This is a genomic window from Lysobacter sp. cf310, assembly GCF_900114355.1.
GTDB lineage: Bacteria > Pseudomonadota > Gammaproteobacteria > Xanthomonadales > Xanthomonadaceae > Lysobacter.
Genome location: NZ_FOSS01000006.1, coordinates 162751 through 189187 on the forward strand (window position 1 = coordinate 162751; position 26437 = coordinate 189187).

27 protein-coding genes are annotated in these 26437 nt (G+C 69.8%); 17 read left to right on the forward strand and 10 right to left on the reverse strand.

Going from position 1 to position 26437, the window contains the following annotated elements:
* Positions 1-16 precede the first annotated feature (16 nt).
* The 5 genes from BMZ45_RS19390 to BMZ45_RS19410 all read left to right on the forward strand — a co-directional run bounded on the left by BMZ45_RS19390 (position 17) and on the right by BMZ45_RS19410 (position 5922).
* A complete protein-coding gene (locus tag BMZ45_RS19390; RefSeq protein ID WP_091638156.1) occupies positions 17-1585 on the forward strand; it encodes an efflux RND transporter periplasmic adaptor subunit in 1569 nt (522 codons plus the stop codon).
* Positions 1582-2295, forward strand: a complete 714-nt coding sequence (locus tag BMZ45_RS19395) for an ABC transporter ATP-binding protein (protein ID WP_175489159.1) — start codon at positions 1582-1584, stop codon at positions 2293-2295. The genes BMZ45_RS19390 and BMZ45_RS19395 overlap by 4 nt, the downstream gene beginning before the upstream one ends.
* Positions 2292-3527: an ABC transporter permease gene (locus BMZ45_RS19400; RefSeq protein WP_091638157.1), complete on the forward strand. Its 1236-nt coding sequence runs from the start codon at positions 2292-2294 to the stop codon at positions 3525-3527. The genes BMZ45_RS19395 and BMZ45_RS19400 overlap by 4 nt, the downstream gene beginning before the upstream one ends.
* Positions 3528-3651: 124 nt before the next feature.
* Entirely contained in the window at positions 3652-4854 is a 1203-nt protein-coding gene (locus tag BMZ45_RS19405; protein ID WP_091638158.1) for a hypothetical protein, read from the forward strand.
* Between the two features lie 42 nt (positions 4855-4896).
* A complete protein-coding gene (locus BMZ45_RS19410; protein ID WP_091638250.1) occupies positions 4897-5922 on the forward strand; it encodes an isoaspartyl peptidase/L-asparaginase family protein in 1026 nt (341 codons plus the stop codon).
* A 287-nt stretch (positions 5923-6209) separates the two neighbouring features.
* On the opposite strand, the gene BMZ45_RS19415 is transcribed toward BMZ45_RS19410, so the two are convergent.
* Positions 6210-6677: a VOC family protein gene (locus tag BMZ45_RS19415; RefSeq protein WP_091638159.1), complete on the reverse strand. Its 468-nt coding sequence runs from the start codon at positions 6675-6677 to the stop codon at positions 6210-6212.
* A 531-nt stretch (positions 6678-7208) separates the two neighbouring features.
* Here BMZ45_RS19415 and BMZ45_RS19420 point away from each other — a divergent pair.
* The 12 genes from BMZ45_RS19420 (at position 7209) to BMZ45_RS19475 (ending at position 15314) form a co-directional block, all read left to right on the forward strand.
* Entirely contained in the window at positions 7209-7589 is a 381-nt protein-coding gene (locus BMZ45_RS19420) for a diacylglycerol kinase (RefSeq protein WP_091638160.1), read from the forward strand.
* A 70-nt stretch (positions 7590-7659) separates the two neighbouring features.
* Complete coding sequence (locus BMZ45_RS19425) at positions 7660-8394, forward strand: TerC family protein (protein WP_254776701.1); 735 nt, start codon at positions 7660-7662, stop codon at positions 8392-8394.
* Positions 8395-8519: 125 nt separating this feature from the next.
* Positions 8520-9164, forward strand: a complete 645-nt coding sequence (locus tag BMZ45_RS19430; protein WP_091638162.1) for a LemA family protein — start codon at positions 8520-8522, stop codon at positions 9162-9164.
* A 25-nt stretch (positions 9165-9189) separates the two neighbouring features.
* Complete coding sequence (locus tag BMZ45_RS19435) at positions 9190-10113, forward strand: TPM domain-containing protein (protein WP_091638163.1); 924 nt, start codon at positions 9190-9192, stop codon at positions 10111-10113.
* 14 nt (positions 10114-10127) lie between these two features.
* On the forward strand, positions 10128-10616 hold the full coding sequence (locus BMZ45_RS19440) for a TPM domain-containing protein (RefSeq protein WP_091638164.1): 489 nt from the start codon (positions 10128-10130) through the stop codon (positions 10614-10616).
* A gap of 266 nt (positions 10617-10882) precedes the next feature.
* Positions 10883-11761 carry a prolipoprotein diacylglyceryl transferase gene (gene lgt / locus BMZ45_RS19445; RefSeq protein WP_091638165.1) on the forward strand — a complete coding sequence of 293 codons (879 nt, stop codon included), beginning with the start codon at positions 10883-10885 and terminating at the stop codon, positions 11759-11761.
* Between the two features lie 3 nt (positions 11762-11764).
* On the forward strand, positions 11765-12559 hold the full coding sequence (locus BMZ45_RS19450; RefSeq protein ID WP_091638166.1) for a thymidylate synthase: 795 nt from the start codon (positions 11765-11767) through the stop codon (positions 12557-12559).
* Between the two features lie 24 nt (positions 12560-12583).
* Positions 12584-13132, forward strand: a complete 549-nt coding sequence (locus BMZ45_RS19455; protein WP_091638167.1) for a hypothetical protein — start codon at positions 12584-12586, stop codon at positions 13130-13132.
* A complete protein-coding gene (locus tag BMZ45_RS19460; protein ID WP_091638168.1) occupies positions 13114-13659 on the forward strand; it encodes a hypothetical protein in 546 nt (181 codons plus the stop codon). Before BMZ45_RS19455 ends, BMZ45_RS19460 begins: the two co-directional genes overlap by 19 nt.
* Positions 13660-13736: 77 nt before the next feature.
* Entirely contained in the window at positions 13737-14291 is a 555-nt protein-coding gene (locus BMZ45_RS19465) for a DUF2059 domain-containing protein (RefSeq protein ID WP_091638169.1), read from the forward strand.
* Positions 14292-14370: 79 nt separating this feature from the next.
* Positions 14371-14808 carry a DoxX family protein gene (locus tag BMZ45_RS19470; RefSeq protein ID WP_091638170.1) on the forward strand — a complete coding sequence of 146 codons (438 nt, stop codon included), beginning with the start codon at positions 14371-14373 and terminating at the stop codon, positions 14806-14808.
* Positions 14808-15314 carry a dihydrofolate reductase gene (locus BMZ45_RS19475; protein WP_091638171.1) on the forward strand — a complete coding sequence of 169 codons (507 nt, stop codon included), beginning with the start codon at positions 14808-14810 and terminating at the stop codon, positions 15312-15314. Before BMZ45_RS19470 ends, BMZ45_RS19475 begins: the two co-directional genes overlap by 1 nt.
* Positions 15315-15413: 99 nt before the next feature.
* Here the strand turns inward: BMZ45_RS19475 and BMZ45_RS19480 are convergent, their stop codons facing one another.
* The 9 genes from BMZ45_RS19480 to BMZ45_RS19520 form a co-directional block, all read right to left on the reverse strand.
* Positions 15414-16109, reverse strand: a complete 696-nt coding sequence (locus BMZ45_RS19480) for a DUF1287 domain-containing protein (protein ID WP_091638172.1) — start codon at positions 16107-16109, stop codon at positions 15414-15416.
* The gene (locus BMZ45_RS19485) at positions 16106-16966 is read right to left on the reverse strand and encodes a symmetrical bis(5'-nucleosyl)-tetraphosphatase (protein WP_091638173.1); all 861 of its coding nucleotides are present in this window, start codon (positions 16964-16966) and stop codon (positions 16106-16108) included. The genes BMZ45_RS19480 and BMZ45_RS19485 overlap by 4 nt, the downstream gene beginning before the upstream one ends.
* 19 nt (positions 16967-16985) lie before the next feature.
* The gene (gene apaG / locus BMZ45_RS19490) at positions 16986-17369 is read right to left on the reverse strand and encodes a Co2+/Mg2+ efflux protein ApaG (RefSeq protein WP_055900614.1); all 384 of its coding nucleotides are present in this window, start codon (positions 17367-17369) and stop codon (positions 16986-16988) included.
* Positions 17370-17490: 121 nt separating this feature from the next.
* On the reverse strand, positions 17491-18318 hold the full coding sequence (gene rsmA, locus BMZ45_RS19495) for a 16S rRNA (adenine(1518)-N(6)/adenine(1519)-N(6))-dimethyltransferase RsmA (RefSeq protein WP_091638174.1): 828 nt from the start codon (positions 18316-18318) through the stop codon (positions 17491-17493).
* Positions 18315-19301 carry a 4-hydroxythreonine-4-phosphate dehydrogenase PdxA gene (gene pdxA, locus BMZ45_RS19500; protein ID WP_091638175.1) on the reverse strand — a complete coding sequence of 329 codons (987 nt, stop codon included), beginning with the start codon at positions 19299-19301 and terminating at the stop codon, positions 18315-18317. Before pdxA ends, rsmA begins: the two co-directional genes overlap by 4 nt.
* Positions 19302-20651, reverse strand: coding sequence for a peptidylprolyl isomerase (locus BMZ45_RS19505; protein ID WP_091638176.1), 1350 nt, complete (start codon positions 20649-20651; stop codon positions 19302-19304). It abuts the gene before it with no gap.
* Complete coding sequence (lptD, locus tag BMZ45_RS19510; RefSeq protein WP_091638177.1) at positions 20648-23155, reverse strand: LPS-assembly protein LptD; 2508 nt, start codon at positions 23153-23155, stop codon at positions 20648-20650. Before lptD ends, BMZ45_RS19505 begins: the two co-directional genes overlap by 4 nt.
* A gap of 272 nt (positions 23156-23427) precedes the next feature.
* Positions 23428-25386 carry a S9 family peptidase gene (locus BMZ45_RS19515; protein ID WP_091638178.1) on the reverse strand — a complete coding sequence of 653 codons (1959 nt, stop codon included), beginning with the start codon at positions 25384-25386 and terminating at the stop codon, positions 23428-23430.
* 130 nt (positions 25387-25516) lie between these two features.
* Positions 25517-26437 carry a histone deacetylase family protein gene (locus BMZ45_RS19520; protein WP_091638179.1) on the reverse strand — a complete coding sequence of 307 codons (921 nt, stop codon included), beginning with the start codon at positions 26435-26437 and terminating at the stop codon, positions 25517-25519.

A 26437-nucleotide genomic window follows, 5' to 3' on the forward strand; every position in this document is an offset into this window, starting at 1 on the left:
TTTCAGTCAGAACCTCATGAGCGCAGCCCGTAAGCCGCAGTCGCCCGTTCGCAAATCCTCGCCCTGGATCCGCCGCGCCGTCGTCGCCGCGGTGCTGCTGGCCCTGGCCGGCGGCGGCTACTACTACTACACGCAACGCAACCAGCAAGCGGAGGCCTCCGCCTATCGCACGGCCAAGGCCGAGCGCGGCGACATCCGGGTCGCGATCTCGGCCACCGGCGCGCTCGCCGCGATCTCGACCGTGGACGTGGGCAGCCAGATCTCAGGCCAGGTCACCGACGTGCTGGTGGACTTCAACGACCGCGTGCACAAGGGCCAGGTGATCGCCAAGATCGATCCCAGCACGTATCAGGCGCAGATCGCCCAGGGCTCGGCCCAGGTCACCAGCGCGCGCGCCAGTCTGGCCACCGCGCAGGCGACCTTGCGCAACGCCGAACTCGATTTCCAGCGCAAGTCGGCCCTGGTCGAACGCCAGTTGGTCGCGCGCAGCGATGCCGACCTCGCGCGCGCCGCGCGCGATCAGGCGCGCGCCCAGGTCGCTGCGGCCGAGGCGCAGATCAACCAGCAGATCGCCTCCACCCAGACCTCGCGCCTCAACCTGGAACGCACCGTGATCCGCGCGCCCGTGGACGGCGTGGTCCTGACCCGCACCGTCGAGCCCGGCCAGACCGTGGCCGCCAGCCTGCAGTCGCCGGTGCTGTTCCAGATCGCCGAAGACCTGTCGAAGATGGAGATCGTGCTGGCCATCGACGAGGCCGACATCGGCCAGGTCAAGGCCGGCCAAGGCGTGAGCTTCACCGTCGATTCCTTTCCCGACCGCCAGTTCCGCGGCAAGGTCCAACAGGTGCGCCTGTCGGCGACCAACACCAGCAACGTGATCACCTATCCGGTGGTGGTGTCGGTGGACAACGCCGAACAGATCCTGCTGCCGGGCATGACCGCCAACGCCGAGATCGAAGTCAGCCGCCGCGACGACGTGCTGCGGGTCGGCAACGCGGCGCTGCGCTACAAGCCGGCCGAGGACGATCCGGCCGCGCAAGCCGCGGGCGGTCCGGGCGCGCCCGGCGGCGCGGGTGGCGGACGAGGCGGCATGGCCAACGATCTGCCGCGCGTGGCCCAGCAGCTCAAGCTCACGCCGACCCAGCAGGCCACCTTCGAAGCCGCGCTGGAAGCGATGAAGCAACGTTCGGCCGCGCGTCAGGCCGCGCCGCCCGCGAACGGCGGCGGCAGCACGCTGTTCGGCGGCCGCGGTCCCGGCGGCGGTGGCGGCGGCATCGTGATCCGCGGCGGCGGCGCCAATGCCGGCGCGGCCGCGGGCGCACTGCGTCAGCGCATGCAGGAACGCTTCAACCAGCAGTTCGGCGAGTTCCGCACCAGCCTGACTCCCGAGCAGCAGAACCTCTGGGACAGCGAGGTCGCGGCCCTGCTCAACGCGCGCCGCGCGCCGCTGTACAAGCTGGTCAACGGCAAGCCGGAGCAGGTCGTGGTGCGGGTCGGCGCCAGCGACGGTAGCTGGACCGAGGTGTCGGGCAACATCAAGCAGGGCGATGAGGTCATCGTCGGCAGCGGGCGCAAGGAACCATGAGCGAGGCGTCCGCCGCCGGCGCCGCGGTGATCGAAACGCGCGCGCTGGGCAAGGTTTATTCGCCGGGCACCGAGGCCGAGGTGATCGCGCTGCACGCGGTCGATCTGCGCATCGGCCGCGGCGAGTTCGTCGCGATCATGGGGCCGTCGGGCTCGGGCAAATCGACCCTGATGAACCTGATCGGCTGCCTGGACACGCCCAGCAGCGGCCAGTACCTGTGCGACGGCGTCGATGTGGCGACCCTGGACGCGGAAGAGCGCGCGGCGCTGCGCCTGGAGAAGATCGGCTTCGTGTTCCAGGGCTTCAACCTGCTGCCGCGCATGAGCGCGCTGGAGAACGTGGCGATGCCGATGGGCTACGCCAACGTGCCGCGCGAGGAGCGTCTGGAGCGCGCGCGCGAGGCCCTGGCCTCGGTCGGCCTGGCCGAGCGCGCCAGTCACCGGCCCAGCGAGCTGTCCGGCGGCCAGCAGCAGCGCGTGGCGATCGCGCGTGCGCTGATCAACCGTCCGCCCATCCTGCTGGCCGACGAGCCCACCGGCGCGCTCGACACCAAGACCGGCGAGGAGATCCTGGCCCTGTTCAAGCGTCTGCAGGCCGAGGACCACACCGTGGTGCTGATCACCCACGACCCCGACGTGGCCGCGCACTGCGACCGCGTGTTCGCGATGCGCGATGGCGAGCTGCACGAGCAGCAAGAGGGCGCGGCATGAACTTCCTCGAAGTCCTGCGCACCGCGGTGTTCGCCTTGCGCGGCAACTGGCTGCGCAGCGCGCTGACCTCGCTGGGCGTGATCATCGGCATCGCCGCGGTGATCGTGATGGTGTCGGTGGGCCAGGGCACCCAGGCCGAAATCGACAAGCTGGTGTCGGGCCTGGGGTCGAACCGGCTGGACATCAGCTCCGGCGCCGGCCGTGGCGGCGGTGGCGCACGCCAGAGCGCGTCCAGCTTCTTCACCTTGAACGAGGGCGACGTCGACGCGATCCGGCAGGAAATTCCGGAAGTGCAGTTCGTCGCCGGCTCGCTGCGCGGCGGCACCCAGGTGGTCTACGCCGAGAACAACTGGTCCACCCAGTGGCAGGGCGTGCAGCCGGAGTTCTTCGACATCAACGGCTGGAGCATCGCCTCCGGCAACGGCTTCGAGTCGCGCGACTACAGCGGCGGCGGCAAGTCGGTGATCCTGGGCGAAACCGTGCGGCGCGAGCTGTTCGGCGACGAGGACGCGATCGGCCAGACCCTGCGCCTGGGCCGGGTGCCGTTCACCGTGGTCGGTACGCTCAAGCCCAAGGGCCAGGGCGGTTTCGGCCAGGACCAGGACGACATCCTGCTGGTGCCGCTGGAAACCGGACGCCGCCGCCTGCTCGGCGCGATGGGCCTGCCGCCGGGTGCGGTGATGCAGATCGCGGTCGGGGTGGGACGCGCCGAGGACGTGACCTACGCGCAAGGCGAGATCGAGGCGCTGCTGCGCCAGCGCCACAAGATCCAGCCCGGCGCCGACGACGACTTCACCGTGCGCAACATCGCCGAAGTGGTGGCCACGCGCACCGCCACCACCAACCTGATGTCCAAGCTGTTGGGCGCGGTGGCGACGATCTGCCTGATCATCGGCGGCATCGGCATCATGAACATCATGCTGGTGTCGGTGACCGAGCGCATTCGCGAGATCGGCCTGCGCATGGCGGTCGGCGCGGGGCCCAGCGACATCCGCCGCCAGTTCCTGGCCGAGGCGATGGTGATCGCGATGATCGGCGGCGTGATCGGCATCGCGATCGGCGTGGTCGGCGCGCTGCTGGTGGGCAAGCTGGGTTCGCTGCCGGTGGCTCTGAACGCGCAGGTGGTGGGCTTGGCGGCGGCGTTCTCGATCGCCACCGGTTTGTTCTTCGGTTATTACCCGGCGCGCAAGGCTTCGTTGCTGGATCCGATCGAGGCGCTGCGGCAGCAGTAAGCGGGGGGGCGCAGGGTTCGCGCCGTCGCGTCATGCCGATATCGGCGCGAACCACGACCACCGGCACGGGCAGGCGCCAGCGCAGGCTGGCATCGTGCGTCCGACTATCGCGACGGGAACGACTATGAGCAAGTGGTGGCCCTGGGCCGTGTTGATGTCGGTGGCGTTCGGCGCCCAGGCCGCGGACACGGCCGCGGCGCCGACGACGGTGACCATCCTCGGCGTCGACCACGCCGCGCAGCTGGTCGCGCCGCGCGATCCGCCGGCGTTGCTGGAGGCGTTCCTGGCGCGCGTGAAACCCGATGCGATCTGCATCGAGCGCGCGCCGGAAGCCTACGCCCGCGGCGACTACTACGAGTTCACCTACGAAGTGCAGGACGTGGTGGTGCCGTATGCGCGCCGCAGCGGGATCGAGCTGTGCCCGATCGACTGGGAGCCGCCGGTCGAGGACCAGCGCCTGGGCTTCGGCATGGCCCTGGACGCGCCGCCGGAGCTGCGTCTGCTCAAGGGTTTCCCCAGCTTCCTCAACTTCGGCGCGCAAACGCTGCAGCGCGATTTCTTCCATGCCGACGATGCGGCCAATCTGCAGAAAGTGACGCAGTGGGCGACCACACCGGCCGCCAACGCCAAGAACGATCTGGCGCGGCGCCTGTACTTGTACCGGACCTACATGCAGGCGCGGCGCATCCTGGCCGCCGCACGCGCGCATCCCGGCGGCACCGTGGCGGTGGTGGTCGGCGAATTCCACAAGCACGACATCGAAGCGATCCTGAAGGACGAACCCGGCCTGCGCCTGGTCCAGCCCTCGAGCTACGGCCGCCCCGGTGCGGCCGATATCGCCGCGCACGAGCGGCCCGAGTACCTCACCGCGATCGCCAGCTTCAACCTGCTGGGGCTGCAGTCGCAGTCCGGCCAGGTGGACTACGCCTATGCGACGCGCGCGCTGGATGCGCTGGAGGCCCGGGGCGCCACGCCGCAGACGCGTTTGTTCCGGGTCCGGCTGGATCTGCTGCAGGCGCGGATCCGGCGCGAGGACGCGATCGTGCGCTACCGCGCCATCGCCGCCGACGCCGGCGATGCGCGCTTCGTCTGGAACGGCGTCAAGGACGCCGCGCGCGTGGACTCGTACTTCGATCCGTTCGGCAATCTCGATGTGCGCCGGCGCGCCCTGCTGGAGGCGGCGCGCGAGACCTGGGCGCTGGGCGATGCCGCCGCCGCGCAGTCGCTGTGGGAGGCCTGCGCCGAGGGCCTGAGCCCGCGCCAGCGCAACCAGTTGCGCGGCTATTGGGAGCGCGACGTGGCGACCGCGGCGGCCAAGCAGCCTTAGCGCGCGCAAGCGGCTATCCTCGCGTTCTTGAAGGAGACCGCCATGCGCCTGCCGATCCTGCTGTTGAGCCTCGCCGCCATGTCCAGCCCCGCCGCTCTCGCCCAGACCCCGCCCGCCGGCGAACGCCCGATCGCGTTGGTGATCCACGGCGGCGCCGGCTTCGTGCCGCGCGATTCGCTCAGCGAGGCCGACCGCAAGGCCGCGCACGCCGATCTCAATCGTGCCCTCGACGCCGGTTACGGCGTGCTCAAGGGCGGCGGCAGCGCGCTGGACGCGGTGTCGGCCGTGGTCGTGGTGCTGGAGGACTCGCCGATCTTCAACGCCGGCAAGGGTGCGGTGTTCAACGCCCGCGGCGGTCACGAGCTGGACGCCTCGATCATGGAGGGCCACACCCGTCGCGCCGGCGCGGTCGCCGGCGTCACCACGATCAAGAACCCGATCAAGCTGGCGCGCGCGGTGATGGAACACAGCCCGCACGTGATGCTGGCCGGCGCGGGTGCGGAAGCGTTCGCCGACACGCGTCCCGAGATCGAACGCGTGCCCAACACCTACTTCGACACGCCCAAGCGCCGCCAGCAGTTGGAGAAGGCGCAGCGCGAGGAAGCGGCCAAGGGCAAGCGCGAAGCCAACGCGACCGTCGACCCGGGCAAGTACTTCGGCACCGTGGGCGCGGTCGCGTTGGACCGCCAGGGCCATATCGCCGCGGCCACCAGCACCGGCGGCATGACCAACAAGCGTTACGGCCGCGTCGGCGATTCGCCGGTGATCGGCGCCGGCACCTGGGCCGATGAGCGCTGCGGCGTGTCCGGCACCGGCTGGGGCGAGTACTACATCCGCTACAACGCCGCCCACGACATCTGCGCGCGCGTGGCCTACCGCGGCGACAGCCTGCAGGCGGCGGCCGACGAGGTCATCAACAAGATCATTCCCGCCGCCGGCGGCGACGGCGGCGCGATCGCGCTGGACCGCGAAGGGCACATCGCGATGCCGTTCAACAGCGGCAGCATGTTCCGCGGCTGGGTGAAGCCGGACGGGAGCCGGGGAACGGCGATACACGAAGAGGAGTGAGCGAGACGCTGCTCACATCCGCCCTTCGGGCCCCCGCTCGGCTTTGCGCTTCCTACGCTCGTCGCAGGCAGGGTGAAGGGCAGCGCTTGCGAGCCGGTGGTCGGCGCGTTACCGAAGGCCCGACCGCGCTGCGGTCGGGCCTGGGTGCGATAGGGGCGAGGGTCCGCTGCGAACATCGGGTCCCACCACAACCCGGATCCTCATCCGGCCCCGCGGGCCCAGGGCAAGGAAAGAGCAGCAGCTCGTCGACGTCTGCGCGGAAGGAGTGAGGTTCGAAAGCGCCGCGCTCACGCCCCCTGCTGCGACGACCACTCCTGCATCCGCGCCTGCATTTCCTCCTCCGACACGTCCTCGACGTGCGTGGCCAGGGTCCACTTGTGGCCGAAGGGATCGACGATGGTGCCGGTGCGGTCGCCCCAGAACTGGTTCTGCAGCGGCTTGTCGACCTTGCCGCCGGCCTGGGTCGCTTGGGCGAACGCGGCATCGGCGTCGTCGACGTAGATCATGAAAGCCGTGGTCGCGCCGCCGCGGGTCTTGGGGCTGAGCGCGTTCATCTCGGGCCACTCGTCGGACAGCATGATCACGCTGTCGCCGATACGGATCTCGGCGTGGCCGATCTTGTCGCCCATCGGCAGGCGGTAGATCTCGGTCGCGTTCAAGGCGCGCACGTAGAAATCGATGGCGGCATTGGCGTCGTGCACGATCACGTAGGGCGTGACGCTGTGGTAACCATCGGGGCGGGGCTGTACGGCCATGTCGGTGTCTCCGTGAGTGGGTGGGTTCGGTCGGGCGCCGCCTGCGCAAGGCTCGGATGCGCGCGGGTGGGTCGAAACGGTCGCGGCGGCGCGGCGGTGGCGCCGATGCTGACCCGCGCGATTCTCACCGGCTGCGATTGCACGCCGGCCTGGCCCGGCCGGCGTCGGCTGCGGTCCGTCCCTGGCTGGAAGTTCCGGCGCCACGCGTGGGGCCAGGCAGGGCGGCAGGCGCCTTGGATCGGTTCAGGCGCGCGCAGGCTAGCGCCGGCCGCGCTAAGCGGGCGCGAAACCCGGTGCGGACCCGCGTTCGCCGCATCCGGCACGGTCGTCGCCGGGGCGGGCGAGCGGGGCTTATGGCAAAATCCATGCCCTGTAGCGGCCGCCGGCTGCGCCCCGCCGGCCCGTCCGGAGAGAGCCCGACCCTCATGCCCATGACCGAGCAGTCCCGCCGCGGCCGCGCCGCCGCGACTTCCGTCCTGCCACCGGCCGCTCCGGCCGGCGTCGCTCCCACTCTCGCTCCCTGAGGCCGCCATGGCAGACGAATTCGGCCATCTGCCGCGCGGCCCTGCGCGCATCTTCAAGGCGGCGATGTGGTCCATGCAGGGCCTGCGCGCGGCCTGGCTGCACGAATCCTCGTTCCGGCTCGAGGTCTATCTGTTCGTGGTGCTGGCGCCGCTGGGCTGGTGGCTGGGCCAGACCCCGGTCGAGCGCGTGCTGCTGATCGGTTCGATGCTGCTGGTGCTGAGCATCGAGCTGTTGAACTCGGCCGTGGAAGCGGTGATCGAACGCTACGGCCCGGAATTCCACGAACTCGCCGGCCGCGCCAAGGACATGGGCTCGGCCGCGGTGTTCGTGCTGATGATGAACGTACTGCTGACCTGGGGCGCGATCGTCGTGCCGCGCCTGTTCTGAGCGCACCCGCCCCCAAACCGTCGCGCGCCTGGCGCGTGCCCACCGTTTTGTAAGCCTAGGAAACCCGCTAGTGATTGAGCTGCTAACCGATCCGCAAGTCTGGATCACCCTGGTCACCCTGAGCGCGATCGAGATCGTGCTGGGCATCGACAACCTCGTCTTCATCTCGATCGCGGTCAGCAAGCTGCCGTACGCGCAACGCGAGAAGGCCCGCAAGTTCGGTATCGCGGTGGCCTGCATCACGCGTATCGCGCTGCTGCTGACCCTGGCCTGGCTGGCCGGTCTGACCAGCGACCTGTTCTCGGTGTTCGGCCAGGGCATCTCGGTGCGCGACCTGGTCCTGATCCTGGGCGGCGCCTTCCTGCTGGTGAAGGGCTCGATGGAAATGCGCGACATGATCGTCGGCGCGGGCGAGTCCGAGGACATGCACACCAAGCCGGCCGCTTCGTTCATGGCGGTGATCGCGCAGATCGCGGTGATCGACATCGTGTTCTCGCTGGACTCGGTGATCGCCGCGGTCGGCATGGCCAGCCACACCCCGGTGATGGTCGCCGCGATCCTGTTGGCGGTGGCGGTGATGCTGCTGGCCTCCAAGCCGCTGGGCGAGTTCATCGACCGCAACCCGACCATCAAGATGCTGGCCCTGGCCTTCATCGTCCTGGTCGGCGTGTACCTGATCGCCGACGGTTTCGAGCTGCACATCCCGAAGGGCTACATCTACGGCGCGATGGGCTTCTCGGCCCTGGTCGAGTGCCTCAACCTGTGGGCCAAGCGCCGCGCCATGGCGCGGGTCAAGCCCGACTGAGGCCAGACGCGCACGGCGCCGCCCTCGCGGCGGCGCCGCGACCGTGACGCGATCCTCACGCGGCGTCCATTGCAAGCGCAGGGCGCGGGTGGTGCAATGCGCCATCCTCACGAAGGAGTTGCGCCATGCGTAAGCTCATGATGTCGCTGCTGCTGGTAGCGGCGGCCGCCCTGCTCAGCGGTTGCGGCTACAACACCATCCAGCAGAAGGACGAAGCGGTGAAGGCGTCCTGGTCGCAGGTGCTCAACGTCTACAAGCGACGTGCCGATCTGGTGCCCAACCTGGTCGCGACCGTGAAGGGCTACGCCAGCCACGAGCAGCAGGTGCTGACCCAGGTCACCGAGGCGCGCGCCAAGGTCGGCAGCATCAACGTCAACGCCGACGATCCGGCCTCGGTGGAGCAATTCCAGCAGGCCCAGGGCGAACTCAAGAGCGCGATCGGCCGTCTGCTGGTGGTCAGCGAAAACTATCCGCAGCTCAAGGCCGACCAGAACTTCCTGCAGCTGCAGGCGCAGCTGGAAGGCACCGAGAACCGCATCACGGTGGAGCGTCAGCGCTACATCCAGTCGGTGCAGGACTACAACACCTACGTGCGCTCGTTCCCGCAGAACCTGACCGCGATGATGTTCGGCTACAAGGCCAAGCCCAACTTCTCGGTCGAGAACGAGCAGCAGATCCAGGAAGCGCCCAAGGTCGACTTCGGCCAGCCGGCCGCGCAGCCCGCGCCGCAGCAGGCGCCCGCGCAGCAGCAGCCGGCGCCGGCGGGCTGATCGGCGCGGCGGCGGACGCCGGGCGATGAAGCGCGCATTCGCGAACGCCGGCCGCGCCCTGGCGCGCGGCTGGTTCGCCGTGTTGCTGCTGTGGCTGGCCTGCGCGCTCGCGCAGGCGCAGTCGCTGGCGCCGATCCCGGCCCTGGATGCGCCGGTGATCGACACCACCGGCACCCTCGACGCCGCTACCCGCCAGAACCTGGAAGCGCAGGCGCGCGCGCTGCAACAGCGCAAGGGCAGTCAGCTGCAGGTGCTGGTGGTGCCGACCACCCAGCCCGAAGACATCGCCCAGTACGCGGTGCGCGCGTTCGAGCAGTGGAAGATCGGCCGCAAGGGCGTCGACGACGGCGTCCTGCTGGTGGTCGCCAAGGAAGACCGGCGGGTCCGCATCGAGGTCGGTTACGGCCTGGAAGGCGCGATCCCCGATGCCACCGCCAGCCGCGTGATCCAGGAATATCTGGTGCCGCATTTCCGTAGCGGCGACTACGCCGGCGGCATCACCGAGGCCAGCGCGGCGCTGACCAAGCTCATCGACGGCGAACCCTTGCCCGCACCGATGGCCGACAACCGCGGCGACGAGGGCGGTGGCGGCGGCGAGAGCTTTTTGATCGCCCTGTTCGTGGCCTTCGTCGTGGCCCAGGTCGCGCGCGCCATCTTCAACGGCGCGCCGCGCCCGCTGCGCGCCCTGCTCGGCGCCGGCGCGGCCGGCGGCGTGGCCTGGCTGCTGTCCTCCTTGCTGCTGGTCGGCGGCATCGGCGCGGCGATCGGTTTCGTGATCGGCCTGATCAGCACGCCGCGCGGCGGCCGCTTCGCCCGCGACGCGGGCTGGGGCGGTTGGGGCGGTGGCGGCGGTGGTTGGGGCGGAGGCGGTTTCGGCGGCGGCGGTGGCGGCGGCTGGTCCGGTGGCGGCGGCATGAGCGGAGGCGGTGGCGCCTCCGGAAGTTGGTGACGGAGACCACGCCCATGCGCCTGCTCAAGCACCTGTTCGCCCCCTCGGCCGCGCGCCTGTTCCCCGAGCCCTTGCTGCGGCGCATCGCCGCGGCGATCGCGGCCAGCGAGCTGCGCCACACCGGCGAGATCTGTTTCGCGGTCGAGCCCGCGCTGCACCCGCGCGCGGTCTGGGCCGGGCGCCAGGCGCGCGCAGCGGCCATGGACGCGTTCGCGCAGCTGCGGGTCTGGGACACGCGCGCCAACAACGGCGTGCTGCTGTACCTGCTGCTGGCCGATCACCGCATCGAGATCGTCGCCGATCGCGGCTTCGAAGGTCGGGTCAGCGCCGAGCAGTGGCGCGGGGTCTGTCAGCTGGTCGAGGAGCGCCTGCGCTTGGGCGATGCCGAGGCCGCCGTGCTGGGCGGGATCGAGGCGCTGTCGGCGCTGCTGGCCGAGCACTACCCGCGTGCCGACGGCGATCAGGACGTGAACGAGCTGCCGGACCTGCCGCGGATTCTTTGAGGCGCGACTCGGGCCTGGCGGCTCGGGCTTCGGGCGAGCGGCGTAAGCCGCGACCGCGGCCCCGCTAGCCTGCGCCAGCCGCTGGAGTCCGGTCGCGACTCACGTCGCTCCTACCCCAAAGCGACCAGCGGGGGCCCGCGGGCCGGCCCGCCGGCCGCGACGCACCGTTTCGCCGCAATCGCCTTCCGGTCACGGCCGGGCAAGGCACGCGCCATGCCCCTCGGGCACAATACCGGCATCCCCAAACCGCCGGGCCGCTACGCCGCATGATCTACCTGCACCAGATCGATCCGATCGCCGTCCATCTCGGCCCGCTGCAAGTGCATTGGTACGGGATCATGTACCTGATCGGCTTCGGCCTGGCCTGGTGGCTGGGGCAGCGCCGGGTGCGCGCCGGGCGCCTGCCGGGCGTGAGCGAACAGGCCTACGGCGACCTGCTGTTCTACGCCATGCTCGGCGTGGTGCTGGGCGGCCGCTTCGGCTACGTGCTGTTCTACGCCTTCGGCGATCTGCTGCAGGATCCGTTGATGCTGTTCCGCATCTGGGAAGGCGGCATGAGCTTCCACGGCGGTTTGCTGGGCGTGATGGCCGCGGCGCTGTGGTGGGCGCGCAAGCACCGCCTGCATTTCTTCGACGTGATGGATTTCGTCGCCCCGCTGGTGCCGCCGGGCCTGGGCTTCGGCCGCCTCGGCAACTACATCGGCGGCGAGCTCTGGGGCAAGTTCACCGAGGCCGGTTGGGGCGTGATCTTCCCGCGCGCGCCGGAGCTCAGCAACTGGACTGCGCAGCAGATCCAAAGCCAGTACGCCAGCGGCGCGCTCAATCATTTCGCGCGCCATCCCTCGCAGCTCTACCAGGCCGCGCTCGAAGGCCTGACCATGTTCGTGCTGCTGTGGTGGTTCTCCAGCAAGCCGCGTCCGCGTTATGCGGTGTCGGGCCTGTTCGCGCTGCTGTACGGCTGCTTCCGCTTCCTGGTCGAGTTCGTGCGCGTGCCCGACGCCAAGCCCGGCTACATCGCCTTCGGCTGGCTGACCATGGGACAGTTGCTGAGCGTGCCGCTGATCCTGCTGGGCCTGTACTGGCTGTGGCTGTCGCGCCGCTCGCCGACCCTGCAACCGCAAGCCGTCGCGCCGAAGGAGGGCTGACCGATGCGCCAATACCTCGACCTGCTGCGGCACGTGCTGGAGCACGGCAGCGAAAAATCCGACCGCACCGGCACCGGCACGCGCAGCGTGTTCGGCTGGCAACTGCGCTTCGATCTGAACCAGGGTTTCCCGCTGGTCACGACCAAGAAGCTGCACCTGCGCTCGATCGTGCACGAGCTGCTGTGGTTCCTGCAGGGCGATACCAACGTCGCCTACCTGAAGGACAACAAGGTCAGCATCTGGGACGAATGGGCCGACGCCGACGGCGAGCTGGGCCCGGTCTACGGCAAGCAGTGGCGACGCTGGGCCGGCGCCGATGGGGTCGAGATCGACCAGATCCGCTGGGTGATCGACGAGATCAAGCGCAATCCGGATTCGCGCCGCCTGATCGTCAGCGCCTGGAACGTCGCCGACCTGCCGCGCATGGCGCTGATGCCCTGCCACACCATGTTTCAGTTCTACGTCGCCGACGGCAAGCTCAGCTGCCAGCTCTATCAGCGCAGCGGCGATATCTTCCTGGGCGTGCCGTTCAACATCGCCAGCTACGCCCTGCTGACCCACATGGTCGCGCAGGTCTGCGGGCTGGGGGTGGGCGATTTCGTGCACACCCTGGGCGACGCGCATCTGTACTCCAACCATTACGAACAGGCGCGCGAGCAGCTGTCGCGCGAACCGCGCGCGCTGCCGACGCTGACGCTGAATCCGCAGGTGACCGACATCTTCGGTTTCCGCTACGACGACATCGCGATCGAACACTACGACCCCTTGCCGGCGATCAAGGCGCCGGTCGCGGTCTGAGGGCATAGCCCCGGGGGAGGGCGCATGAGGGGACAAGGAGCCGTCACCGCCGCCTGGGCGCTGGGCCTGGTCGCGACGCTGTGCGCGACCGCGCTGCTCGCCGCCGATCCGGAGCCGGTCCGCGCCGACGGTCCCGCCGGCAGCATCCGCCTGCCGGCCGGCATCGACGCCGAGCCGCCGGCATTGCAGACCACCGGCAACGGCCCGCGCAGCAGCCAGGTCCTGCGCCACACCCGCAACGGCAAGACCGCGCAGGCGAGCCTGCTGCAATCCTGCGCGAGCGCGCCGCCGGACCTGCGCAGCGAGAAGAACCTCGAGATGCTGATGCAGGGACTGGCGGTGATGCAGCGCCAGACCCTGGGCAAGGTCAACGGCTGGGTGACGCTGGGCGAACGACGCGCCTACCGCATGGACTCGGTGCGCGACGGTGGCGGCGCCGCGACGATGTGGATGGCGCCCATGGGCGAGAAGATGGCCGTGCTGCGCTACGAGCGCCCGGCCGATTTCGCGCTCGACGACGAGATGATCGTGGCGATCGAAAGGATGGAATTGCGATGCGGTTCGACACCCTGACCCGGGCCGCGTTCGCGGCCTTGCTGATGGCGGCCTTGTGGCTGCCGGCCGCGTCCGCGCAGACCACGGACGACGAGCGCGCGCTGGCCGCCCGCGCTTACGCGCGTATCCAGCCGGCGCTGCGCGAAATGATGAAGAAAGCCTATGCGGACAGCCTGGCCAGCGGCGAGCCCAGCGCGCTCGACGGCTGCGAAGCCGCCTCCAAGCGGCAGGCGCGCGCCGATCTCGAGCGCGACACCACGGCGCTGGTGTTGGAGCTGTTCTTCAGCGAACAGATGCAGCGGCGCGTGGAGGACATCCTGGTGGAAGTCTACGATGCCGAGCAACTGCGCATGACCGCCGAGGGCGGCAATGCGCCGTCGCGTCCGGAGCAGTCGGCCAAGATAGCCAGTTCGTTCCGCGAGCTGAGTGCGGATTTCCTGCGCAGCGTCAGCCAGGACAGCCGCTTCGCCACCGCCATGGTCGATGCGCTGCAAAACGCGCGCGAGCAGTTGAAGCGATGCCGCGCGGAGCAGGGCGCGGGTTGAGCATGCCGTTAACGGGGAGCGGCGGGCGCGTGGTCGTGCCGTCGCAACAGATCGCCATCACCACGAGGGGAAGTGCAGTGTCGAATATCAAGGGAATCGTGTCCGCCGGCGCGCTCGCGTTGGCCATCGTTGTGGGCCTGGTCAACGCGCAGGCGGCGACCTCGCCGAAGTACGAGGCCGCGCTGGAGCGCTATTTCCAGATGACCTACGGCCATCAGATCGAGCAGCTCGGCATCGACGAGCTGTCGGAGAAGTTCCGCGAGGGCGCGATGTCCAAGCCCGAGGCCAAGGCCTGTCCGGCGCTGGGCAAGGCGATCGACGAGTTCTCCAAGAACGAGTTCCGCAAGGCCATCACCGATTACTTCCATTCGCCGGAGCTCAAGGCGCAGATCCTGGCGGCCATGCGCAAGCAGCTGACCGAGGGCGATCTCAACGCCTACCTGGCCTTCGTCGACACGCCGGCCGGCAAGCAGTACCTGCAGCACAGCCAGGCCTCGAACGTCGAGGTCGAAAAGGCCATGACCGAGATGACCGACAAGATGGACGAATCGCCGGCGTTCAAGGCCATGATGACCGACATGGTCACCAAGCTGGTGCCGGTGATGATGAGCTGCCCGCGCGACAAGAAGTAAGCGCGTTGCCGCGTCCCGCCGCGGGAAGCGGCGGGCGGACCGCAGGGAGAGGCGCCCGGTTTGCGAATGAGGTGAGCGGATGAACGCGATAGCGAGATGGCACCAGGCGGTCGAGGACGCGTGTGCGCGGCGCGCCGATCTGGGCTTGTTGATCCTGCGCGTCGCGATCGGCGCGCACCTGATGGTCATGACCCAGGACAACGTGTTTTCCTGGGCGCGCATGCTCGAGTTCCGCGATTTCATGGTCCACCACGGCTTCGCGTTTCCGCTGCTGTGCGCGGTGTTGTCGGTGATCGGCCAGTTCTTCGGCGGCCTGGCCCTGGTGCTGGGACTGTGCACGCGCTTCGCCGGCCTGATGATCGCGATCAACTTCGTGGTCGCGGTATGGATGGTGGATTCGAAAGCGCCGTATCCCGGCGCGTTTCCGGCCCTGGCCCTGGTCGCGGCCGGGCTGTGCCTGATGTTCACCGGCGGCGGGCGCTACTCGCTGGACCGCGTCTGGCGTAAGCGGCCGTGATGCGCCTGTCGCTGATCGCGGCGCTGGACCGCGACCGCGGCATCGGCCGCGGCAACGAACTGCCGTGGCGCCTGCCCGACGATCTCAAGCGCTTCAAGGCGCTGACCCTGGGCAAGCCGGTGCTGATGGGGCGCAAGACCGCGCAGTCGCTGGGCCGCGCCCTGCCGGGCCGGCGCAACCTGGTGCTCACGCGTTCGGGCGAGGTGCCGTACCCGGCCATGCAGGCGGTGACCTCGGTCGAGGAAGCGCTCGCGCTCGCCCACGAGGACGGCGCGCCGGAGTTGTGCGTGATCGGCGGCGGCGAGATCTACACGCTGTGCCTGCCAGCCGCGACCCATCTGCACCTGACTTACGTCGACACCGTGGTCGCCGACGCGGACGCGCATTTCCCGCGCTTCGACCTCCAGGACTGGCGCGTGCTCGCGCGCGAACATCACGGCGCCGACGAACGCCACGCCTTCGCGTTCGAGTTCGTCGATTACGCGCGCATCGGCATGGACGCCTGAGGCCGGGCCCCGGCCCCGCACCATCGACCCCGTAGGATGCGGTGAGCCGCAGGCGAACCGCATCGCCGCGAATTCGGGCGATGCGGTTACCGCCGCACCCTACGGCGTGCTCGCCAGCGCGCGTTCCAGCATCGGCCGGTAATGCCCGGTGATCTCGTAGGCGAACAACAGATCGCCCTCCTCGGTGCCGCGCGCGATGTTGTGCAGGATCAGCGGGTTGCCGCGCCAGCCTTTGCGGTCGGAGACGATGCCGATGTGCGGGGTGCCGCCGCCCAGGTCCCAGGTGACCAGATCGCCGGGGCGGTAATCGACGGCGCGATCGCTGACGGTCTGCTGCCAGCCCTGACGTTCGAACCAGCGCCGCAGGTTGGGCACGCGGCGGTGGTCGATGCTGCGGTCGGTGCCGCGCGCGCCCCAGCTTTGCGGATAGCGCGCGAAATTCGCGCGCATGTCCTCGTGCACCGCCTGCTGCAGGTCCAGGCCCTGCGCGCGCAGGGCGCGGATCACCACGTCGGTGCACACGCCGCGGTCGGCGGCGACGTCGCCGCCGGGATAGTCCAGACGCACGTAGGCGGGATCGTAGTAACGCACCACGCCGACCTGGGCGCGCGCCGCGCGCACCAGCGGATGGGTGGGCGCGCTCGCGCGCGCAGGCGCGGGCGGCGCGGCGGCGGGCGCTTGCGCGGCCGCAGGCTGGGCCGGACTGTCGCTGGAGCGGTCCGCGCAAGCCGCGCAGGCCGCGGCCAGCAAGGCGACGGCCGCGTAGCGCAGCAGCGTCGCGATGCGTGGCTTCATGCCGGGCGCGGCGGCCGCGGCTTGGGCGGATTGGCCGGCACGTCGCGGCCCGGCACCTGCACGATGCGCAGCTCGTCGGTGTCCAGCTGCAGGGCGGTGAGCTTGCCGCCCCAGACCGCGCCGGTGTCGATCGCGTGCACGCCGTGGCCGATGAACAAGCCCAGCGTCGACCAGTGGCCGCACACGATCTTGAGGTCGCGCTCGACCCGGCCCGGCACTTCGTACCAGGGATACAGGCCGACCGGCTGAGTGCCCGGGCTGCCCTTGTCCTCGAAGGCGATGCGGCCGCGCGGGGTGCAATAGCGCAGGCGGGTGAAGATGTTGATGATCGCGCGATGGCGGTCGATGCCGGCCAGCTTGGGATTCCAGGCCGGGCGGTCGCCGTACATGTTCTTGAGCAGGCGCTGGTACTGATCGCTGTGCAGGCGCTCTTCGATCTCGCGCGCGTGGCGTTCGGCCAACTGGGTGGTCCACTTCGGCGCCAGGCCGGCGTGCACCATCATCCAGCCCAGCGAGCGATCGGCGTGGACCAGCTTTTGCCGGCGCAGCCAGCCCAGCAGTTCGTCGCGGTCCTCGGCCAGCACGATGCGCTGCAGGTCGGGGTTGACCTTGCGCTGCTCTTCCTCGCGGCGTTCGCCGATCGCCAGCAGCGACAGGTCGTGGTTGCCCAGCACGACCACGCTGTTGGCGCGCAGCGAATGCACCAGGCGCAGCGTCTCCAGCGACTGCCCGCCGCGGTTGACCAGGTCGCCGCAGAACCACAACCGGTCGCGGGCGGGGTCGAAATTGATCCGCTCCAGCAATCGCTGGGTGGGGTCGTAGCAGCCTTGCAGGTCGCCGATGGCCCAGACGCTCATATCCGATCGTTCCGTGCCGTCAGTGCAGAGTGCGCGGCACGGTCAGGGTGAAGGCCGGAATCGGCGCTTCGAAGCGGGTGCCGTCGTCGGCGACCATCGCATAGCTGCCCTCCATCGTGCCCAGGCTGGTTTCCAGCACGGCACCGGAGGTGTACTCGAAGTCCTCGCCCGGGCGCAGCCAGGGTTGCTCGCCGACCACGCCTTCGCCCTCGACCTCCTGGACCTTGCCGTTGGCGTCGGTGATCACCCAGTGGCGCGAGAGCAGGCGCGCGGGCACGCGCCCGGCGTTGCGGATGTTGATGGTGTAGGCAAAGACGTAGCGGTCCTGCTCCGGCTCGGACTGATCGTCGAGGTAGCGGGTGGCGACGGCGATGTCGAAAGCGTAGTCGTGGCGGTGTTCCATGCCGGCAGTGTAAGCAAAGCGGGCATGAAGCGGGAATGAGCATTCGCGTACCAGGTCGCGTTGCGGCCGCGCGGACGCCGCCGGAGGCCGTGGCGACGCCCCGCGAACCCGGTACCGCGGCTCAGTTTTCCGGCGCCAGGTCCTTCAGCGAATTCGCCAGACGCACGAAATCGGCGACCTCGATCTGCTCGGCGCGCGCATCGGGGCGCACGCCGGCGGCTTCGATCGCCGCCGCGTCGCAGATCTGCGACAGCGCGTTGCGCAGGGTCTTGCGGCGCTGGCCGAAGGCGTCGCGCACCACCCGCGCGAAACGCGCGTGGTCGTCGATGCCGATGCGCTCGGGCGCGCGCGGGATCAGCCGCACCACCGCCGAATCCACCTTCGGCGGCGGCCGGAACGCGGCCGGCGGCACGTCGAACAGGGCGGTGACCTCGCAATAGGCCTGCAGCATCACCCCGAGCCGGCCGTAGACCTTGCTGCCGGGGCCGGCGGCCATGCGGTCGACGACTTCCTTCTGCAGCATGAAGTGCATGTCGACGATCGCTTCGGCGTGTTCCAGCGCATGGAACAGGATCGGCGAGGACAGGTTGTAGGGCAGGTTGCCGACCAGGCGGATCGGCCCGTTGTTGTGGGCCAGCGCGCCGAAATCGACGGTGAGTACGTCGCGGTGTATGACCTCGAGCGTGCCGTGGGCGCGCGCGCCCTCGGTGAGCGGGAAAATCAGGTCGCGGTCGAACTCGATCACGGTCAGCTCGCCGTGGCGGTCCAGCAGCGGGAAGGTGATCGCGCCCTGGCCGGGACCGATCTCGACCAGGCGGTCGCCGGGCTGCGGATCCACCGCCTGCACGATCATCGCGATGATGTCGCGGTCGTGCAGGAAGTGCTGGCCGAGGTGCTTCTTGGCGTCGGCGGTGAAGCCTTTGGCGTGGGCTTTGGCCGTGCCGGTCATGACGGTGCTCCGTGCTGGCGGGTGCGCGCGATGCGGGCGCAGGTCTCGGCCGCGGCGATCAGGCTGGAAGGGTCGGCCAGGCCGCGGCCGGCCAAGTCTAGGGCGGTGCCGTGGTCGACGGCGACGCGCGGGTAGGGCAGGCCCAGGGTCAGGTTCACCGCGCGCTCGAAACCGCTGTACTTGAGCACCGGCAGGCCCTGGTCGTGGTACATGGCCACCACCGCATCGAAGCCGCGCAGCTTGGCCGGCAGGAAGGCGGTGTCGGCCGGCAGCGGGCCGATCAGGTTCAGGCCCTGGGCGCGCAGCGCGGCCAGCACCGGTTCGATGACCTCGATCTCCTCGCGCCCCAGATGCCCGGCCTCGCCCGCGTGCGGGTTGAGCCCGAGCACGGCGATGGCCGGCTCGGCGATGCCGAAATCGGCGCGCAGGGCGGCGTGGACGATACGCAGGGTGCGCGCCAGCGGCTCGGCCTGGATCGCGTCGGCGACCGCGCGCAGCGGCAGGTGGGTGGTGGCCAGGGCGACCCGGACCAGGTCGTTGGCCAGCATCATCACCACCTCGCGCCCGGCCTGGGCGGCCAGCAGTTCGGTGGTGCCGGTGTAGGGGATGCCGCCCTGGTTGATCGCGGCTTTGTGCACCGGGCCGGTGACCAGGCCGTCGTAGTCGCCGCTCAGGCAGCCCTGGGCGGCCTCGTGCAGGGCCCGGATCACGGCGGCGGCGTTGGCGGGGTCGGCGCTGCCGAAGGCGGGCAGGCTGGCCTGTTCGATCTCGACCAGGGACAGCTCGCCCGGCCGCAGCGCCGCCTGTTCAGGCGGCAGCAGCTTCAAAGGCAGGTTCAGGACTTCGGCCGCGGCGCGCAGGCTGCGCGGGTCGGCGTAGGCGGTCAGGGCGTAGTCGCGCGGGCGCTGGATCAGCCGCAGGCACAACTCCGGCCCGACGCCGGCCGGCTCGCCCGGCACCAGCGCGAGCCGGGGAGGGCTCACTCAGCCGCCGCTGGCGGGCGCCGCGGGGGCGTCGGCGGTGGCGGCCTTGCCGACGCGGATGTCGACGAAGGCTTCGCCGCGCTTCTCGCGCAGGAAGCGGTTCCACTCGTCCTCGAGCTTGCGCCGGCCGATGGTCTCCTGGACCTGGGCGCGGCGGTTGCGGTCGCCGACGTCGGTCTGGCGGCTGCCGGTGCGCTCGACGATGTGCCAGCCGGCCGGGGTGCGGATCGGCTGCGAGATCTGGTTGTCCTGCAGGCCGGCGACGGCGCCGCCGAACTCGGGACCGAACTCGTCCTGGGTGAACCAGCCGAGGTCGCCGCCCTTGGCGCGCGAATTCAGGTCTTCGCTGTCCTTGACCACTTCGTCGAAGGCGGCGCCGCCGGCCAGACGCGCGCGCAGGGTCTCGGCCTTGGCCTTGGCCTGCGCTTCGGTGACGGTGTCGGTGACGCGGACCAGGATGTGGCGGGCCTTGTACTGGGTGACCATGGCCGGCGCGGCCTGCGAGGCGTCGCGGGTCTCGACCAGCTTGAGCAGCTGGAAGCCGCTGGGGCCGCGGATCGGCGCGGTCACCTGGCCGGCGCTCATGTTGCGCATCAGCTCGGCGAAGGCGTTCGGGATTTCGTCGGTGCTGCGCCAGCCCAGGTCGCCGCCTTCCAGCGCGTTGGGGCTGTCGGAGTAGCGCACCGCGGCCGCGGCGAAGTCCATCTCGCCCTTGTCGATCAGGGCCTTCACGCCCTCGATCTTCTTCTGGGCGGTGGCGATCTGCTCGGCGGTGGCGCCCTCGGGCAGGCCGACCAGGATGTGGGCCAGGTGGTACTGGGTGCCGGAGTTGGCCTGCGCGGCCAGGGCGGCGTCGATCTCGGCGTCGCTGACCGACACGCGGGTCTGGGCGAAACGCTGACGCAGGCGCTGGGTCAGCAGCTCGTCGCGGATCGAGGCGCGGAATTCGTTGTAGCTGCCGCCGTCGCGGGCCAGCTGCTGGCGCAGCTGCTCGAGGCTGATGCGGTTCTGCTGGGCGATGCCGCCGATGGCCTGGTCGACTTCCTGGTCGGTCACGCGCACGCCGCTGTTCTGGGCGTAGGCGACCTGGATCTTGAGCAGGATCAGGCGCTCGAGCACCTGCCGTTCCAGCACGTCGCGCGGCGGCAGCTGGTTCTCGCGGCCGGCGTACTGGGCCAGGATGTTGGTCACGGCGCGGTCGAGTTCGGTGCGCAGGACCACGTCCTCGTCCACCACCGCGGCGATACGATCGATCGGCTGCACTTCCTGGGCGGACGCCGCGCCGATGGGCAGCAGCACCCCGCCGGACAGCACGCCGACGGCCAGCACACAAGCGAGTAGTTTCTTCATAGGGTCGGGTCGGGGGTGGGATCGGTCTGGCCGCGGGTCACGGACGAGGGCGGCACGAGATAAAGATCGTCGCGATCGTAGCCGAGAATAGCACGGCGCAATACCCGCTCCGTGTTCTGTCCGGCCGAGCCTAGGCCCTTGAGTTCGAACTCGACCTGAAGCGAACTGTTGAGGTCGCCGGAGCGGTCGCGCAGGTAGCGGCGGGCCACCACGCGCACCGCCAGACAGCAGCTTTCCCACTGCAGGCCGGCGATCTGCTCGAGCGGCTTCTTGTCCAGCAGCGAGTAGTAATAGCGGCCGACCACGCTCCAGTTCTCGTTGATCGGATACAGGAACGACAGGTCGGCCTGCTCCAGCAGATCCTTGCGGGTGACCGGATTGCGGCGGTAGCGGTAGCCGATGTTGACGATGCCGGCGTCGCCGAACAGGTAGCGCGCGCGCAGGCTGGCCAGGTCCTGGCCGCGGAACTTGGGGTTGTACTGGTAGGTGCCGTTGATGGTCCAGCGATCGCTGGGCGACACGCTGACGTCGGCGACCCAGGCCGACTTGCCCTGTTCGATCGGGCTTTCGCCGGGCACGGTGACCTGGCTGTCGTCGAAGTACTGGATCTGGCCGATGCTGGCCGACAGCCGCTCGCGGCCGTCGTCCTCGCTGATCAGGCGCGTGGTCAAGGCCACGGTGAGCTGGTTGGCGTCGGCCTGGCGGTCGGCGCCGCTGTAACGGTTGTCGCGGAACAGCTGGCCCCAGCTGAAGGTCATGGGGTCGGTGTCGAAGATCGGCAGGCTGTCCTGGTTGCGATAGGGCGCGCGCAGGTAGAACACGCGCGGCTCCAGGGTGTGCAGGTAGCGATCGCCGCGGATGGTGGTGTCGCGGTCGAAGTACAGGCCGGCGTCGACCGAGGTGATCGGCAGGCTGCGGTTGGGCGACTTGTCGTAGAAGCGCGCATCCATATCCGGCGTGTACGGGATGCCCTGCTGCTGGGCGTAGGCGCGCGCGTTGGTGGTCGCCAGTTCGCGCGCCTTGGCCGCTTCCAACTCGTAGGCGGTGTAGCGGAACGCCAGCTTGGGACGGATGAACCAGCTCGCGCCCTCCAGCGGCAGGGACAGGTAGGGCTTGACGTCGAAGCGGCTGCCGCCGGGCAGGGCCACGTCGCGCGAGACCCGCTTACCGTCGGCCTGGGCGTAGCGCACGATTTCGTCGGTGTGCTGGAAGCGCACCAGTTCGGTATCGACGCCGGCCTCGAACCAGCGGCCGAACGGCTGCGCCCAGCGGAAGTAGGCGCGCGGCAGACGGTCGTAGGGCAGGCTGCGTTCGGTCAGGGTGTAGTCGGCGAGCTGGTAGTGGTCGGCCATGAGGCCGGCCTCCCAGTGGCGGCCGCGGCCGTACAGGCCGATGTCGCTGCGGATCGAGTAGGCGGACACGCCGTACAGGCTGTTGCTGAAGTCCTGCAGGTAGTACTTGTCGCTGACCCAGGCCAGGTTGGTCGAGGCGTACCAGTTGGCGTCCAGGCTGTGGCTGGCCTTGAGCGCGAACTGGCCGCGGTTGTCTTCCGGCAGTTCCTCGGGGCGCAAGGCCTGGTCGGCGTAGTCGGTATAGCGCGACGGCCGGTCGCCCGGCAGCTTGTCGCTGGGCATGAAGTTGGCGTAGACCTCGCCCTTGCCGTCCGGGTACAGCCAGCGGAATTCGCCGCCGAGCACGCCGCCGCGCTTGGCCATGATGCGCGGGTACAAGGTGGCGTCGTAGTTCGGCGCCAGGTTGAGGTAGATCGGCTGCTTGTAGTCGAAGCCGTTCTTGCCCGAGAGCGAGATCGCCGGATACAGCAGGCCGGTCTGGCGGCGCTCGTCGATCGGGAACTTGAACCAGGGCACGTACAGCACCGGCACCTTGCCGATGTGCAGGGTCGCGTTGTGGGCGACGCCGAATCCGTCCTCGGTGTCCAGGTCGATCTGACGCGAACGCAGCTCCCACACGCGCTGGTTGGGCGGGCAGGTGGAATAGGTGGAGCCGACCAGCTTGCCCTTGGCGCCGGTGAGGTCGATGCGCTCGGCGCCGCCGTTGCCGCGACGCTGGGTGAGCTGGTACTGCACGTCCTCGATGCGGTGGGTGTCGGCATTCTGGTCGCCGGACGCGCGCTGCGCGGTCATGCGCATGCCGTTGTCCTGGTAGCGCACGTTGCCGTCGGCGGTGTACTTGCCGGTGTTCTCGTTGTAGGACAGCTTGTCGGTGCCGATGAACTGGTCGCCGCGGCTGAGCTTGACGTTGTCCTGGACGACGATGTTCTCGTCGTCGCCGGCGCGTTCGAGCACGCCGCCGTCGATGTCGGTGGGGTTGCTGGTGCGCTCTTCGGCGGTGCCGACCGGGGCCGGCGCGTCGGCGAACGCGGGCACCACGTCCTGGATCGGGCACAGGCCCCAATTCTCCTCGTCGTCGCCGGAGGCGGCCTGGGCGGGCAGCGCGATGGCGATGCACAGCGACAAGGGAAGCAGGCGTAGGGGTTTGTGCACGCGGCCATCCGGCGGACAGAAATCGGCCGTTAGCTTGCCGCATCCCTTGCAGGGGGGCAACGCGAAACGCCGGCCGCGGGCCCGCGTCGTTCATCTTGCGCGCGCGGACGGCACCCGCGGGGCCCGCGCGATGCGCATGCGCGGCCCCGGGCGGGCGACGAGCGCGGACGGGGCCGGTCGCCACGGTTCGGGGGCCGGATACGATGCCGCCCGGCCGTGGCGCGGCCGGGCGGCGGAGGCGGCGGGCGCGCGGATCGCGCCCGCCCGCGGGCTCAGGGCTGGCCGGTGCGCGGCGGCACGCCGTCGCCCTTCAGGTAGGTGTCGAGGAAGCTCAGGATCTTGCCGTAGCCCTCGATCTGGTTCTTCTTCTTGCTGAAGCCGTGGCCTTCGTCGTCGAACACGACGTACTCCACCGGTACGCCGTTCTTGCGCACCGCGGCCACGATCTCGTCGGACTCGGGCTTGATCACGCGCGGGTCGTTGGCGCCCTGCAGCACCATCAGCGGCTTGTTGATCTTGTCGGCGTGGAACAGCGGCGAGGTCGCGATCAGGAAATCGCGCTGGGTGGCCGGATCGCCGATCTCCTTGTACAGCGCCAGACGGAAGCTCTCCCAGTACGGCGGGATGCTCTCCAGCGTGCGCAACCAGTTGGTCACGCCGAAGATGTCGACGCCGACCTTGAACTCGTCGGGGTGGAAGGCCAGCGCGGCCACGGTCATGTAGCCGCCGTAGCTGCCGCCGATGATGCCGATGCGGTCGGGATCGACGTAGTCCAGCGATTGCAGGTACTTCTTGGCCGAGATCGTGTCCTGCAGCGGCTCGCGGCCGTGCTTGCCGTCGTCGGCGGCGAAGAAGGTCTTGCCGTAGCCGGAGCTGCCGCGGTTGTTGATGCCCAGCACCACGTAGCCGTGGTTGGCCAGGTACTGGATCACCGCGCTGTGCGCGCGGGTGGTCTGGCCGCCCGGGCCGCCGTGCACCCACACCAGCGCCGGCGCCTTGGCCTGGGCGGTGGCCTGGTGCGGCTTCCACAGGATGTTCGGGATCGCCATGCCGTCGAAGCTCTTGAAGCGCACCACGCTGGAGTCGACCAGGTCGGTCGCGGCGATGGCGGGGTTGAGCGAGCGGGTGAGCTGCTTGGGCTGGCCGCCGAAGCTGAGCGTGTACAGGTCGTTGGGCTGGCGGTCGCCGTTGAGGTAGAACGCCATGCGCTTTTCCGAGCGCGAGATGCTGACGTTGCGGATCTCGCCGGCCGGCAGCTTGGGCAAGACGACCGGCTTGCCGCTGGCGTAGTCGAACACCTGGATCGCGGTGCTGCCGTCCTGGTTGATCGCGACCACGCGGTACTTGCCGTCATGCGAGAAGTAGTTGTCGGTGATGTCCCAGTCGCTGCTCTGCACCGGTTCGTGCTTCCAGCTGCCCAGCTCGACCCGACGCAACTGCGCGAACTCGCCCTGGTCGTTGGCGGTGTAGTACAGCCACTTGGAGTCGGGGCTGAAATCCTGGCCGGCGAACTGGGCCTCGCCGCTGTGCGCGGAGACCTTGGTGGCCTTGCCGCTGCTCAATTCGGCCACGAACAGGTCGGAGTCGTTGGTGGTGTTGGGCTTGGACAGCGCGATCCAGCGGCCGTCGGCCGAGATCGGGCCGATCTCGTAGGCGTCGGCGTTGCGATAGACCAGCTCGCGCGCGTAGTCGCCGCTGGCGTAGCGGTAGAGGTCGAACACCTTGGGATCGCGCTCGTTGCTGCTGACGTAGAAGTGCCGGCCGTCGTGGCTGAAGCCGGCGAAGGCGGCCTTGAGCTTGTCGCCCGGGGTGAGGTCGCGCTCCTTGCCGTCGCTGCCGATCACGTACAGGTGATTGAGCTCGTTGCCGCCCTGGTCGCGGGTGAACAGCACGCGGTCGTCATGCGGGAAGTAGGCGACCGCATAGGTGCTGTCGACCGTCGAGCGCGTCACCGGCGTCCATTCGCCGCCGTCCACCGGCATCGAATAGGCGTTCCAGATGCCGGACTTGTTGGACGAGAACAGCAGCCGCGATTCGTCGGCCGAGAACGAGGCGCCGGCCACGCCGACGGTGTCGATGAAGTCCTGGATGCGGTACTGCTTGGACGGCAGCGCCGTCGCGGGCGTGGCCTGGGCCGACGGCGTCGCGGCGGTGGCGGCGCAGACGGGGATCAGCGCGGCCAAGGCCAGGGCCAGGGCCAGAGGGGTGCGGGCGAAACCGGAACGGGTCATGGAACGGTCCTTGTAGGCAGTCGCGGAAACGGCGGCGCGGCCACGGACCGGGTCCGTCGCCGCGAGGGAAGGCGACTGCGAATATAGGCCGGCCGGCGCCGCAGCGGTTAGCCCGGGCCGGCGATCGCGCTCAGCGCGCGGGCGCGAGCAGGGCGCCCACGTGGGCCACCGCGCATTCGCGCAGGGCGGCCAGGTCGTAGCCGCCTTCGAGCATGGAGACCACGCGGCCCAGCGCGTGCTTGTCGGCGATCGCGACCAGTTCGGCGGTGATCCACCGGTAGTCGTCGCCGTCCAGCTCCAGTTGCGCGAGCGGGTCGCGCCGGTGCGCGTCGAAGCCGGCCGAGATCAGCACCAGCTGCGGTCGGAACGCGTCGATCGCCGGCAGCAGGCGCTCGCGCCAGACCTTGCGGAAGGTCTCGCTGCCGGCGCCGGGCGGCAGCGGCGCGTTGATGATGTTGCCGACTCCGCGCTCGTCGGCGTAGCCGGTGTCGGGGTACAGCGGCATCTGGTGCGAGCTCACGTACAGCACGCGCGGATCGGTGTCGAAGATCGCCTGGGTGCCGTTGCCGTGGTGGACGTCGAAATCGATCACCGCCACCCGCGCCAAGCCGTGCTTGTCGCAGGCGTGGGCGGCGGCGACGGCGATGTTGTTGAACAGGCAGAAGCCCATCGCGGCCGAACCGGTGGCGTGATGGCCGGGCGGGCGCACCGCGCAGAACGCGCGCGTCTCCTCGCCCTTGAGCACCGCATCGACCGCGGCCACGCCGGCGCCGGCCGCGCGCAGGGCGGCCTCGGCCGAGCCCGGCGCCAGCACGGTGTCGGGATCCAGTTGCATCGGCCCGTCGACCGGCGTGTCCAGCACCAGCGCCAGCAGGGCGTCGTCGTGCGCGCGCAGCAGTTGGCCGCGGCTGGCGCTGGGCGCCTCGTGCCAGTCCAGGGCGGCGAAGGATTCGCGCAGGGCTTCGGTGACCGCGACCAGGCGCAGCGGCCGCTCGGCATGACCCGGACCCGGGTCGTGGCGTGTGCAGGCCGGATGCGTATAGACGCGCAT

What these genes read in the sequence shown, in the direction of transcription:
- BMZ45_RS19440 (WP_091638164.1), top strand. Translation starts at nt 10,128, where the DNA reads ATGCGCCTGCTCAAGCACCTGTTCGCCCCCTCGGCCGCGCGCCTGTTC.
- BMZ45_RS19410 (WP_091638250.1), top strand. Translation starts at nt 4,897, where the DNA reads ATGCGCCTGCCGATCCTGCTGTTGAGCCTCGCCGCCATGTCCAGCCCC.
- BMZ45_RS19520 (WP_091638179.1), bottom strand. Translation starts at nt 26,437, where the DNA reads ATGCGCGTCTATACGCATCCGGCCTGCACACGCCACGACCCGGGTCCG.
- BMZ45_RS19450 (WP_091638166.1), top strand. Translation starts at nt 11,765, where the DNA reads ATGCGCCAATACCTCGACCTGCTGCGGCACGTGCTGGAGCACGGCAGC.
- BMZ45_RS19395 (WP_175489159.1), top strand. Translation starts at nt 1,582, where the DNA reads ATGAGCGAGGCGTCCGCCGCCGGCGCCGCGGTGATCGAAACGCGCGCG.
- lgt (WP_091638165.1), top strand. Translation starts at nt 10,883, where the DNA reads ATGATCTACCTGCACCAGATCGATCCGATCGCCGTCCATCTCGGCCCG.
- BMZ45_RS19485 (WP_091638173.1), bottom strand. Translation starts at nt 16,966, where the DNA reads ATGAGCGTCTGGGCCATCGGCGACCTGCAAGGCTGCTACGACCCCACC.
- apaG (WP_055900614.1), bottom strand. Translation starts at nt 17,369, where the DNA reads ATGGAACACCGCCACGACTACGCTTTCGACATCGCCGTCGCCACCCGC.
- BMZ45_RS19430 (WP_091638162.1), top strand. Translation starts at nt 8,520, where the DNA reads ATGCGTAAGCTCATGATGTCGCTGCTGCTGGTAGCGGCGGCCGCCCTG.
- BMZ45_RS19480 (WP_091638172.1), bottom strand. Translation starts at nt 16,109, where the DNA reads ATGAAGCCACGCATCGCGACGCTGCTGCGCTACGCGGCCGTCGCCTTG.
- BMZ45_RS19435 (WP_091638163.1), top strand. Translation starts at nt 9,190, where the DNA reads ATGAAGCGCGCATTCGCGAACGCCGGCCGCGCCCTGGCGCGCGGCTGG.
- BMZ45_RS19415 (WP_091638159.1), bottom strand. Translation starts at nt 6,677, where the DNA reads ATGGCCGTACAGCCCCGCCCCGATGGTTACCACAGCGTCACGCCCTAC.
- BMZ45_RS19460 (WP_091638168.1), top strand. Translation starts at nt 13,114, where the DNA reads ATGCGGTTCGACACCCTGACCCGGGCCGCGTTCGCGGCCTTGCTGATG.
- BMZ45_RS19420 (WP_091638160.1), top strand. Translation starts at nt 7,209, where the DNA reads ATGGCAGACGAATTCGGCCATCTGCCGCGCGGCCCTGCGCGCATCTTC.
- BMZ45_RS19515 (WP_091638178.1), bottom strand. Translation starts at nt 25,386, where the DNA reads ATGACCCGTTCCGGTTTCGCCCGCACCCCTCTGGCCCTGGCCCTGGCC.
- BMZ45_RS19390 (WP_091638156.1), top strand. Translation starts at nt 17, where the DNA reads ATGAGCGCAGCCCGTAAGCCGCAGTCGCCCGTTCGCAAATCCTCGCCC.
- BMZ45_RS19400 (WP_091638157.1), top strand. Translation starts at nt 2,292, where the DNA reads ATGAACTTCCTCGAAGTCCTGCGCACCGCGGTGTTCGCCTTGCGCGGC.
- rsmA (WP_091638174.1), bottom strand. Translation starts at nt 18,318, where the DNA reads ATGACCGGCACGGCCAAAGCCCACGCCAAAGGCTTCACCGCCGACGCC.
- BMZ45_RS19505 (WP_091638176.1), bottom strand. Translation starts at nt 20,651, where the DNA reads ATGAAGAAACTACTCGCTTGTGTGCTGGCCGTCGGCGTGCTGTCCGGC.
- BMZ45_RS19475 (WP_091638171.1), top strand. Translation starts at nt 14,808, where the DNA reads ATGCGCCTGTCGCTGATCGCGGCGCTGGACCGCGACCGCGGCATCGGC.
- BMZ45_RS19470 (WP_091638170.1), top strand. Translation starts at nt 14,371, where the DNA reads ATGAACGCGATAGCGAGATGGCACCAGGCGGTCGAGGACGCGTGTGCG.
- BMZ45_RS19405 (WP_091638158.1), top strand. Translation starts at nt 3,652, where the DNA reads ATGAGCAAGTGGTGGCCCTGGGCCGTGTTGATGTCGGTGGCGTTCGGC.
- BMZ45_RS19455 (WP_091638167.1), top strand. Translation starts at nt 12,584, where the DNA reads ATGAGGGGACAAGGAGCCGTCACCGCCGCCTGGGCGCTGGGCCTGGTC.